Annotated in this window: 14 protein-coding genes; 12 read left to right on the top strand and 2 right to left on the bottom strand. The window is 39.8% G+C overall.

What is annotated here, in order from left to right:
- Positions 1 to 9 precede the first annotated feature (9 nt).
- The 6 genes from H5126_RS03665 to ruvX all read left to right on the top strand — a co-directional run bounded on the left by H5126_RS03665 (position 10) and on the right by ruvX (position 4437).
- Positions 10 to 903, top strand: coding sequence for a hypothetical protein (locus tag H5126_RS03665; protein ID WP_002961952.1), 894 nt, complete (start codon positions 10 to 12; stop codon positions 901 to 903).
- A gap of 65 nt (positions 904 to 968) precedes the next feature.
- Positions 969 to 1469 carry a hypothetical protein gene (locus tag H5126_RS03660; protein ID WP_082007357.1) on the top strand — a complete coding sequence of 167 codons (501 nt, stop codon included), beginning with the start codon at positions 969 to 971 and terminating at the stop codon, positions 1467 to 1469.
- Between the two features lie 68 nt (positions 1470 to 1537).
- Entirely contained in the window at positions 1538 to 2272 is a 735-nt protein-coding gene (gene rsmE / locus H5126_RS03655) for a 16S rRNA (uracil(1498)-N(3))-methyltransferase (RefSeq protein ID WP_002961950.1), read from the top strand.
- Positions 2273 to 2326: 54 nt separating this feature from the next.
- Positions 2327 to 3277, top strand: a complete 951-nt coding sequence (gene gshB / locus H5126_RS03650; RefSeq protein WP_154903711.1) for a glutathione synthase — start codon at positions 2327 to 2329, stop codon at positions 3275 to 3277.
- A gap of 115 nt (positions 3278 to 3392) precedes the next feature.
- The gene (locus H5126_RS03645; protein ID WP_002961948.1) at positions 3393 to 3950 is read left to right on the top strand and encodes a YqgE/AlgH family protein; all 558 of its coding nucleotides are present in this window, start codon (positions 3393 to 3395) and stop codon (positions 3948 to 3950) included.
- 37 nt (positions 3951 to 3987) lie between these two features.
- Positions 3988 to 4437 carry a Holliday junction resolvase RuvX gene (gene ruvX, locus H5126_RS03640; protein WP_002961947.1) on the top strand — a complete coding sequence of 150 codons (450 nt, stop codon included), beginning with the start codon at positions 3988 to 3990 and terminating at the stop codon, positions 4435 to 4437.
- A 74-nt stretch (positions 4438 to 4511) separates the two neighbouring features.
- Here ruvX and H5126_RS03635 read toward each other — a convergent pair whose 3' ends face one another.
- Both H5126_RS03635 and H5126_RS03630 read right to left on the bottom strand, forming a co-directional pair.
- The gene (locus tag H5126_RS03635) at positions 4512 to 5648 is read right to left on the bottom strand and encodes a PilT/PilU family type 4a pilus ATPase (RefSeq protein WP_002961946.1); all 1137 of its coding nucleotides are present in this window, start codon (positions 5646 to 5648) and stop codon (positions 4512 to 4514) included.
- A gap of 9 nt (positions 5649 to 5657) precedes the next feature.
- Positions 5658 to 6698 carry a type IV pilus twitching motility protein PilT gene (locus tag H5126_RS03630; protein WP_024596218.1) on the bottom strand — a complete coding sequence of 347 codons (1041 nt, stop codon included), beginning with the start codon at positions 6696 to 6698 and terminating at the stop codon, positions 5658 to 5660.
- A 2-nt stretch (positions 6699 to 6700) separates the two neighbouring features.
- Between H5126_RS03630 and H5126_RS03625 the strand changes: the two genes are divergently transcribed.
- Genes H5126_RS03625 through hemW form a run of 6 tightly spaced genes read left to right on the top strand, consistent with a single transcriptional unit; the run spans position 6701 to position 11054 of the window.
- Positions 6701 to 7414, top strand: a complete 714-nt coding sequence (locus H5126_RS03625; RefSeq protein ID WP_002962566.1) for a YggS family pyridoxal phosphate-dependent enzyme — start codon at positions 6701 to 6703, stop codon at positions 7412 to 7414.
- A 17-nt stretch (positions 7415 to 7431) separates the two neighbouring features.
- The gene (proC, locus tag H5126_RS03620) at positions 7432 to 8253 is read left to right on the top strand and encodes a pyrroline-5-carboxylate reductase (protein WP_039488316.1); all 822 of its coding nucleotides are present in this window, start codon (positions 7432 to 7434) and stop codon (positions 8251 to 8253) included.
- 26 nt (positions 8254 to 8279) lie between these two features.
- The gene (locus tag H5126_RS03615) at positions 8280 to 8813 is read left to right on the top strand and encodes a YggT family protein (RefSeq protein WP_002962568.1); all 534 of its coding nucleotides are present in this window, start codon (positions 8280 to 8282) and stop codon (positions 8811 to 8813) included.
- Between the two features lie 60 nt (positions 8814 to 8873).
- Complete coding sequence (locus H5126_RS03610) at positions 8874 to 9317, top strand: DUF4426 domain-containing protein (RefSeq protein WP_154903714.1); 444 nt, start codon at positions 8874 to 8876, stop codon at positions 9315 to 9317.
- Positions 9318 to 9321: 4 nt separating this feature from the next.
- Positions 9322 to 9921, top strand: a complete 600-nt coding sequence (rdgB, locus tag H5126_RS03605) for an RdgB/HAM1 family non-canonical purine NTP pyrophosphatase (protein WP_182720723.1) — start codon at positions 9322 to 9324, stop codon at positions 9919 to 9921.
- Positions 9918 to 11054, top strand: coding sequence for a radical SAM family heme chaperone HemW (hemW, locus tag H5126_RS03600; protein ID WP_182720724.1), 1137 nt, complete (start codon positions 9918 to 9920; stop codon positions 11052 to 11054). The genes rdgB and hemW overlap by 4 nt, the downstream gene beginning before the upstream one ends.
- Positions 11055 to 11085: the final 31 nt, after the last annotated feature.

Here is an 11085-nt window from a genome sequence, read left to right as displayed (position 1 = left end):
AGGATCACCATGTCATATTTGTCTTTATCTAACACTAGTTTTATTGCGATTGCCATTAGTTTTGCGGTTATTTGCATAACTATTTTTTGTTTACGAGTTGTCACTCAAATCAAAGCAAAACAAGCGCTTAAAGATGAGTTAGCGCAACACGACAACTTTGCCATGGGTATTAGTTTTGCATCTGAAATATCGGTTGTTATAGCCACTATAGCCTTTTTATTTGACGAAATAAGCGTAAGCACTGCACAGTCAAACCCGTTAAAAGTATTAATTATTATTGTTCTCTTATTCACTTTTATAAAAGTGGGCCATTTAATTCACAGAAAATGGATACTCCACAGGTTTAATGAAGAAGCTGCCATACTAAAACAAAATGTATGTGCTGCATTGGTAGACTCAGGAATGTTAATCGCTAACTGTATTATTGCTCTGGGCTTGTACACGTGGACCCACACGCAAGGGTTTAGCAACTTACTTATTGCTTGCGTTAGCTTTTTTACACTTCAGGGGATGTTTGCACTTGATAGCAAAATACGAGAACACCGTTTTGCAAAAGCAAACCAAGGTGCGTCACTACAAAGTAACTTTAACCTAGAAAATACATCTATTGGTATAAGATATGCTGGAAAATCAATTGGCTTAGCGTTGGCTGTATATGCTGGTTTATCTAGCGCAGCATTTCAAAACGGTAAAATGGTTGAAAACATATTTACACTTGTAATGCATTGCGGTGTAATGTGGATACTACTTTACGGCTTAACGTATGTGATAAAAGTTATCTCTTTACCAAATATTGATACGGCTCTTGAAATAGACCATCAAGATAATATTGGGGTAGCATGCATAGAATTTGCTGTTTTTTGTGCTATAGGTTATTTACTTATTAGTATGTTTTCTCTTTAGACCTTTTTTACTGAAAATACAGCAATTAAAACGTCTGCATTTAAGTAATAATGGTAATTACTTAGATGCAACAAGGTCCTAGCTCTATGCCGCCTGAAATAACGAACTATTTGTTAATTGACATAGACAACGAATTTAGCCGCGCATTTGCCGAATACTATGTAAATAGTAATGGCATAACAAAAGCGAGTACACTTATTGCTGCAGGCAGTAATACCCGCCAATTAGTAAAAATGATGTTTGACGAGCTTATTAAAGACTACAGTTATTGCGATCTTGAAAACGAAATAAGCGTTTCTGAGTTAATTAATTATTTAAAAGATCATCACGATTTACACGGAGTCCTTTTCAATAGCACCGATTATTTACTCGCAAGTGATAAGCAGCGCTTTATTTATAACTCCTTACATGAAGAACGCTTTTTAATAAATCTTGATGATACAGGCTATACACTCAGCCGGGTTACCGACGAGACGTTAACGGAACCTTCGCAAAATCATCACGATATAGCACACACCCCACAAGATTTAATAGATCTCGCCGAACAACTTAATAAAAATAAATAATTGCGCACAGCCCCCAGCTTACTTACCATAGCAATATATATTTTACGCTATGTAGTAAGTGACGCCCTATGCGAGTTCCTCATATTTATCAAACATCGAGTATTGCCCTAAACACCCCTGTAACTTTAGATGACGATGCTGCAGGGCATATTGGCAGAGTGCTGCGCATGAAAGTAGGCGAGCATGTATCTATTTTTAATGGCGAAGGTGGCGAATACCTTAGTGAAATAATTGAGGTAACAAAAAAAACAGTCGTCGTAATGCCATTAGAACTTAACCCTCACGATGTAGAATCTCCACTTAAAATTCATTTAGGTCAATGTGTATCTCGTGGTGATAAGATGGATTTTACAATTCAAAAGTCAGTTGAACTAGGTATTACCGAAATCACCCCTATTTTTAGTCAGCGCTGTGGTGTGAAACTAATGGGCGATCGTCTTGAGAAAAAACACCAACAATGGCAAAAAATTGCAATTGCTGCGGCTGAGCAGTCAGGGCGTAATTTTGTGCCAATTATTCACCCACCTATAGATTTAAAACAATGGCTTGCACAACAAACCGATGCAATTAAGCTCACTCTTCACCCTCGTGCTGAGCACAGCATTAAAACCATTACGGTACCTAAAGATGGCGTACGCTTTTTAGTAGGCCCAGAAGGTGGCTTTACCGACGATGAAATGGCACTAACCAAACAACTAGAGTTTGTAGATATTCGCTTAGGCCCGCGCGTTTTACGAACGGAAACAGCCGCTTTAACGGTCTTAAGTGCATTACAACTTCAATTTGGCGATTTAGCTAATTGAAATAACTAAAAGCACCCTCATATAAACAGTAACATTTATAGTAAGGCACAGCGCATGGCAATTAAGTTAGGTATTATTTCAGATCCTATTAGTGGATTTAACATCAAAAAAGACACCGGTTTTGCAATGATGATGCAAGCGCAAGAACGTGGCTACGAAATTTATTATATGGAGATGGACGATTTATCTCTTCGTAAAGGCAAGTCGTACGCTACAGCGTCTAAAGCGCAAGTGTTTAATAATGCAGAAAAATGGTATGAGCTTGAAGAAAAAGCCACTATAGCCCTTGCCGATCTTGACGTAATTTTAATGCGTAAAGACCCTCCTTTTGATACTGAATACATTTACGCGACGTATATTTTAGAACGTGCTGAACAAGAAGGTACGTTAATAATTAACAAGCCACAAAGCCTTCGCGATGCTAACGAAAAGCTGTTTACAGCATGGTTTAGCGAGCATACGCCAGACACACTTGTTACACGTAGCCAAAAACAAATTCGTGAATTTTTAGCACAGCATAAAGACATTATTTTAAAGCCGCTTGATGGCATGGGTGGCGCATCGATTTTTCGCATCAGAGAAGACGATGCCAACATTGGTGTAATTTGTGAAACGTTAACCGAGCACGGCAGCCGCTTCGCAATGGTGCAAAATTACATTCCAGAGATCAAACAAGGCGATAAGCGCGTACTAGTAGTTGATGGCGAAGTTATTCCATATTGTTTAGCGCGTATACCACAAAATGGTGAAACACGCGGTAATTTGGCTGCAGGCGGTCGAGGTGAAGCCCGTCCACTTAGCGAATCAGATTTAAAAATAGCGCAAGCTGTTGCACCAACGCTCAAAGAAAAAGGCTTAATATTTGTAGGTTTAGATATTATTGGCGATAAATTAACTGAAATTAACGTAACTGCACCAACGTGCGTACGCGAAATTGAAGCTGCTTATGATATTTCTATCACAGGTATTTTATTTGATGCAATTGAGCGTAAATTAGGTAAGTAATTACCACAATAAAAAGCCCATTAGTTTAAGCCTTTCATGCAATTAATGGGCTTTTTATGTCAATTTAAATAACTATGCCATACTGAAAGTTCATTAACTAAAAAGGGTGAAATCTATGCAGTCATTAGAAAATCATTTTTTAATCGCGATGCCGTCAATGCAAGACCCTTTTTTTAAACGTGCTGTTACCTATATTTGTGAGCACAATGAAGATGGGGCTATGGGCTTGGTAATAAACCAACCTATTGATGTTACTGTTGGCGAACTTTTAGATAAAATAGAAATTGATAACGACAAAACGCAAAACGCAGCAAAAGTAAGTGTGTTTGCAGGTGGACCCGTTAAAACTGACCGTGGTTTTGTACTGCACTCTCCCCAATCGGGTTATTCAGCAAGTCAAAAACTCAGTAGCGATATTATGATCACTACCTCAAAAGACGTTCTAGCAAACTTAACCACTGCACAAGCACCAGAGCAGTTTATTATTACACTTGGTTATTCAGGGTGGGAGCAAGGACAACTCGAACAAGAGTTACTTGATAACAGCTGGTTGATCATAGAAGCCGATCCGAAGATCATTTTTGATACCCCCGTTGAAAAACGATGGGAAAAAGCAGTTTCAATGTTGGGCTTTGATATTAGCCAACTCAGCCCTGAAGCTGGTCACGCATAATAGTAACTAACCCTTAGCAAACTTAAACAAGATACACATGACAAAAAAATCGCTTAAGCCGCAAGGCGAACGCACTGTAATGGGCTTTGACTTTGGCACCAAAAGTATTGGTATTGCTATTGGGCAAGAGTTAACCGGCAGTGCGTCTAGCCTTAAGGCTGTAAAAGCACAAGATGGCATTCCTAACTGGGACCATATCGCCGTACAAGTAGCCGAGTGGCAGCCTGACTTAATGGTTGTTGGTTTACCACTAAATATGGATGGAACATCACAAGAGGTTACCTTTAAAGCAAAAAAGTTTGCCAACAGATTGCATAATCATTATGGCATTCCTGTGCAAACACAGGATGAGCGCTTAACGACAGCGGATGCTAAAGCGCGACTTTTTGAAAGTGGCGGCTATAAAAACTTAGGTAAAGGTAACGTAGATAATATGTCTGCGGTTATTATTTTAGAAAGCTTTTTTGAATCTAGTTACGGTGAATAAACTGGCTATATAAACAACCCTTAATACAAATAAAAAAAGCGCCAATTGGCGCTTTTTTATTAATTACTTTTAAATTATTGATCGCTATTTTTATCATCAAGGCCATCAATAGTAACGCCCTGTAAAAAGCCCGCACCTTGTTGTTCGTTATTGCGCAGTTTTATCATTAAGCGTAAATCATTTGGCGAGTCAGCATGGTGCAGTGCATCAGCGTAGTTAATTCGCTGCTGTCTGTACAACTCAAATAACGCTTGGTCAAAGGTTTGCATGCCCATTTCTTTCGACTTAGCCATTGCCTCTTTAATTCCGCCAATATCACCATTTTTAATCAGTTCAGCGACCATTGGTGAGTTAAGCAATATTTCAATAGCTGCAACACGGCTTTCACCATCAGCAGTCGGCACTAATTGCTGAGCAACAATGGCACGTAAGTTAAGTGCTAAGTCGTACTTAAGCTTATCGTGTTTTTCTTTTGGTACTAAATGCATAATACGGTCAATCGCTTGGTTCGCATTATTAGCATGTAGTGTTGCAACACACAGGTGCCCGGTTTCAGCAAAGCTTAGGGCGTATTCCATGGTTTCTTGCGATCGAATTTCACCAATCAAAATAACATCTGGAGCTTGGCGTAATGAGCTTTTAAGTGCCGACTCAAAGCTTTCTGTATCAAGCCCTACTTCGCGCTGAGTAATAATACTTTTACGATGCTCATGAACAAACTCAATCGGATCTTCAATGGTCAGTATATGACCTCGTTGATTACGGTTTCGATAACCAATAAGTGCAGCTAGTGAGGTCGATTTACCCGTGCCTGTCCCACCTACAAACAAGACAAGACCGCGTTTAGACATAATTACATCTGTCAGCGTAGACGGCAGACCTAAATCACTCACATCAGGAATTTGCGTCACAATACGGCGAATAACCATACCTGCTCTATCGCGCTGCCAAAAAGCAGAAATACGAAAACGCCCTTCGTCGGTAGCAATCGCAAAGTTACATTCTTTCGTTGTATGAAATTCTGCTTTTTGCTTTTCGCTCATTGCAGATTCTACTAACTCAAGCGATTGCTCATCAGTCAGTCTATCGTCACTAAGAGCTATTAGCTCGCCGTTTATTTTTGCACTTACAGGTAACTGACTCGATACAAATAGGTCAGAACCCTTTTTCTCAATCATTATGAGTAAAAAGTCGTTTAAAGATAAAGCCATAATAATTTCTTACCCACCAAATTGTGTTTTGTCTTGCGCTTTTTCTTTCGCTGCCGTATTTGTAACAATACCGTGATTAACTAAATTAGTTAAACACTGATCCATTGTTTGCATGCCCACAGACGCACCGGTTTGAATAGACGAATACATTTGTGCAATTTTATCTTCACGAATTAAGTTACGAATAGCAGGGACTGCAATCATAATTTCGTGTGCTGCAACTCGCCCACCACCAATTTTTTTAAGCAGTGTTTGTGAAATTACCGCACGTAAAGATTCAGATAACATTGAGCGTACCATAGCTTTTTCTTCACCTGGGAATACATCAATAATACGGTCAATAGTTTTGGGTGCAGATGTTGTATGTAGCGTGCCAAACACTAAGTGACCCGTTTCAGCAGCGGTCATTGCAAGACGAATTGTTTCTAAATCACGTAACTCACCCACAAGTATTACATCAGGGTCTTCACGCAATGCACTACGTAGCGCGTTTGAAAAGCTATGTGTATCGCGGTGAACTTCACGTTGGTTAATTAAACTTAATTTATTATCGTGAACAAACTCGATTGGATCTTCTATTGTTAGAATATGGTGATGTTTATTTTGATTTATATAATCGACCATAGCGGCAAGTGTTGTTGATTTACCTGAACCCGTTGGCCCTGTTACTAACACGAGTCCACGTGGGGTATCAGAGATTGTTTTAAAAATATCTGGCGCACCTAAATCATCAAGCGTTAACACTTCACTTGGTATGGTACGAAATACCGCAGCAGGCCCGCGATTAGAGTTAAACGCATTCACACGAAAACGTGCTAAATTAGGCACTTCAAACGAAAAATCCACTTCGAGGTTTTGTTCGTAGTCCTTGCGTTGATTATCGTTCATAATATCGTAAACCAGACTGTTTACGTCTTTGTCTGCAAGGGCTGGTATATTAATGCGGCGAACATCACCGTCTACGCGTATCATAGGTGAAACACCCGACGATAAATGTAAATCGGATGCTTTGTGTTGCACACTAAACGCTAATAATTCGGTAATATCCATTTATGACTCCACAACTAACTGATAAATATATGGTTACAATAGCAGAACGACTCACATCCGCCTACGCTAGAATTGCAGACGCGGCAAAAAACACACAGCGAAACACTAACGAAGTTACTCTACTAGCAGTGTCTAAAACTAAACCAAGCGAAGATATTATTGCAGCTTATGAGCATGGTCAGCGCGAATTTGGTGAATCTTATGTTCAAGAGGCTATAGATAAAATAGCTCAACTACAGTCATATAGCGACATCATTTGGCATTTCATTGGCCCTATTCAATCAAATAAAAGTGCATTAGTAGCTGCTAACTTTGATTGGGTGCAAAGTGTTGATCGCATAAAAATAGCAAAGCGATTAGATTCCCAGCGCCCAGACGATAAACCACCTCTTAATATACTTATTCAAGTAAATATAAGTAATGAGGAAGCAAAGTCAGGTTGCCGCCGCGATGAAATAGATGAACTTGCCGATTATATTAACCAATGTGAGCACTTAACACTTCGAGGTTTAATGGCAATTCCCGCTAAAAGCGACAAACTGGATACGCAAATTCAATCTTTTGAGCAATTACAAACTTGCTTTGATAAACTAAAGACCCAATATCCTCAAGTAGATACTTTGTCGATGGGTATGAGTAACGATGTTGAAGCTGCCATTAGCGCAGGCTCAACTATGGTAAGGATCGGCACAGACATTTTTGGAACACGAACTTAAAAGGTGATAACAGATTTATGTCAGATAAAAAAATCGCATTTATAGGCACAGGTAATATGAGCTACGCCATTATTGGTGGCATGGTAAAAAACGGCTTTAACGCAAGTAACATAATTGCGACTAACCGCAACCAAGAAAAGCTTGAAAAGGTAGCATTTGATTTCAAGGTGCAAACCACCAGTGACAATAACGAAGCCCTGCGCGATGCTGATGTAATTGTTTTGTCTGTTAAACCACAAATGATGGGCGATTTATGTAAATCGTTTCAAGAGTCGGGCGTAGATTTTAGCGATAAACTGTTTATTTCTGTTGCTGCGGGCTTAACTGTAAAACGTTTGCGTGAAATGCTAGGCCAAGACGTTAAAATGGTACGTTGTATGCCAAACACGCCATCTTTATTAGGTCGCGGAGTATCAGGTTTATATGGTGCGGGCGAAACACCAAGCGAACACGAATTTGTACAACAAGTTTTTGAATGCACGGGCATTGTTGTATGGGTGGAAAAAGAGTCACAAATTAACGATATTATTGCTGTAACCGGCTCATCACCTGCTTACTTTTTCTTATTTATGGAAGCCATAGAAGAAAAAGCAAAAGCGCTGGGCTTTAACGATGAAGACGCTCGTCGCCTGGTACAACAAACAGCCCTTGGCGCTGCCGAAATGGCACTTAGCCAGCCTGATATTAGTATTTCGCAACTACGTTCAAACGTAACATCTAAAGGCGGCACTACTCACGCAGCTGTTGAGCACTTAAAAGACGAAGGCTTAACTAAAACCGTTGGCGATGCAATGGATGCGTGTATTGCGCGTGCAGAGCAAATGGAAAAAGAACTTTAAAACCACTTTTTATTGAAGGTTACACTATGAATGCCATGCAATTTTTAATCAGTACCCTGTTTGATTTGTTTTTAATGGTGGTATTACTGCGCTTTTGGCTGCAGTGGGCAAAAGCCGACTTTTATAATCCAATGAGCCAGTTTGTGGTTAAAGCCACTTCGTTTGCGGTAAAGCCACTGCGTAAAATCATTCCGGGGTTTGGCGGACTTGATTTAGCATCTCTGTTGCTGGCATTTATAGTGGCTGTAGCCAAAATTAGTACTTTAATGCTTGTTATATATAATGCGTGGGCAATACAACCTGTACTTATTCAAGCACTTATAACGGTACTAAAAGAAGGCCTTAATTTAGTATTTTGGGTACTTATTATTCGCGCTATTTTAAGTTGGGTTAGCCAAGGCTATAACCCTATAGAAGCGGTTTTCCACCAGCTTACTGAACCAATGCTAAAACCAATTCGTAAAATATTACCATCAATGGGTGGCTTAGATTTATCAGTTTTAGTGCTTATTATTGGTATTCAGTTTTTGCAAATGCTGCTTATGGATTTTTTAGTCTAATATGGATTTTTTAATTAGAGGCCCAAAGGCCTCTTTTTTATATGTTTTGAGGAATACATAATGAACCGTTTAATTAAGTTTTGTTTTATTGCTTGTTTAGCATTTGCATTTAACGCGCAAAGCGAAGAAATGCAGGGCGCACAATACAAAGAGCTTGGCCCTTGGCAAGTGCATTACATCGCCTTTCCTTCTACTTTTATTCAGCCAAAAATAGCAAAAGCGTACAACCTTGAGCGCAGTGGCTACAAAGGGGTTGTAAACATTTCTATATTAAAAAATGATGCCGATAAAACAGCACAAACGGCAAAGCTTACAGGCACAGCTAAAAACCTACTTGGCAACAAACAAACGCTTACTTTTAAAGAAGTAAAAGAAGGTGAGTCAATTTATTACCTTGCCCAAGTTGATTACACCAACGAAGAGATTTTACGCTTTGAGATTGAAATACAACAAAGTAATCAATTTCAAAAGTTACAGTTTCAGCAAAAATTTTACGTAGATTAACAACATGACCAAAACTTTAGTACTTGCTACAGGTAACCCTGGCAAAGTAAAAGAGCTAGCTAACATGCTAAGCCCTTTGAATATTAATGTAGTTCCACAGAGCGATTTTAACGTAGGTGAAGTTGCCGAAACCGGCACTACCTTTGTTGAAAATGCCATTATTAAAGCGCGCCATGCTGCTAAAATTACTGGCATGCCTGCTATTGCCGATGACTCAGGTTTGGAAGTTGATGGCCTAAATGGCGCACCCGGTGTTTACTCAGCCCGTTTTGCAGGCCCAGGTGCCAGCGTTCAAGATAACATTGATAAGTTACTTGTAGATTTAGGTGATAACCCTATTCGCAGTGCACGTTTTTGGTGTGTACTGGTGTTAATGCGCCACGCAGACGACCCTACTCCGCTTATTTGTAGTGCTAGTTGGGAGGGCGAAATTACGCTCACTCAAAATGGCAACGGTGGATTTGGTTACGATCCTGTGTTTTTTGTAGCAGAGAAAAATTGTACGAGTGCTGAGCTTACAAAAGAGCAAAAAAATGCAGTGAGTCATCGCGGACAAGCGCTGCAAAAATTATTACTAGAACTACAGCAAAAAGGCGGCCTGTGAACCTTCCACCACTGAGCTTATATGTGCATGTGCCTTGGTGCGTGCAAAAATGCCCGTACTGCGATTTTAATAGCCACGGACAAAAAGGTGAAATACCTGAAGCTGAATATGTTCAACACTTAATTGATGACTTAAAAGCAGATTTGCACTTAGTGCAAGGACGTAAAATTCACAGCATTTTTATTGGTGGCGGCACACCAAGCTTATTAACTGGTGCAGCTTATACCCGTTTATTAAATGAAGTCGACAACCTAATTGGGCTTGAAGAACACTGCGAAATCACCCTTGAAGCCAACCCTGGTACAGTAGAAACAGGTCGCTTTAAAGATTACGTAAAAGCAGGCATTAACCGTATTTCTATCGGTGTGCAAAGCATGCAAAACGACAAGTTAAAAGCACTTGGTCGGATTCATGGCAGCGACGAGGCAAACTATGCCGCGCAACAAGCTAAAGAAGCCGGTTTAAATAGCTTTAACCTTGATTTAATGCATGGCTTACCTGGGCAAACACTTGATGATGCTCTGAGTGATTTAAAACAAATAATAGCGCTCGATCCACCGCATATATCTTGGTATCAACTAACTATTGAACCCAATACTCAGTTTGCTTCAAAGCCCCCTACCTTGCCACAAGATGAAACACTGTGGGACATTCAAGAACAAGGGGTTGAGTTACTCGCGCAAGCAGGTTACGTGCAATACGAAATATCGGGCTATGCAAAACCGAGCTATCAATGCCAACATAACTTAAATTATTGGCGTTTTGGCGATTATCTCGGTATTGGCTGCGGCGCACATGGTAAGGTTACTGATGCAAATACAGGGCTTATAACGCGTACCGAAAAGGTTAAACATCCACGCGGCTATATGGATTTAATTAAACCATATATGTATAAAAGCTGGCATGTAGAGCAGGACGATTTAGCGTTTGAATTTTTTATGAATCGCTTTCGCCTTGTTGAGCCTTGCCCAATTAATGATTTTAATAAACTAACAACACTGCCGCTGCAAAGTCAGCAAAGTGCATTAAACCAAGCAATAAATAAAGGTTTATTGACTCAAACAGACAGCCATTGGCAGGTAACCTTAAAAGGTCATCGCTTTTTAAATGACCTGCTAGAATTGTTTGTGTAGCGCTAAGGCACTGCACAACAATATAAAACTA

The organism is Pseudoalteromonas sp. SG45-3 (genome assembly GCF_014164075.1).
Taxonomy (GTDB): Bacteria; Pseudomonadota; Gammaproteobacteria; order Enterobacterales; family Alteromonadaceae; genus Pseudoalteromonas; species Pseudoalteromonas distincta.
This window is presented reverse-complemented; position numbering and strand designations above follow the sequence as displayed.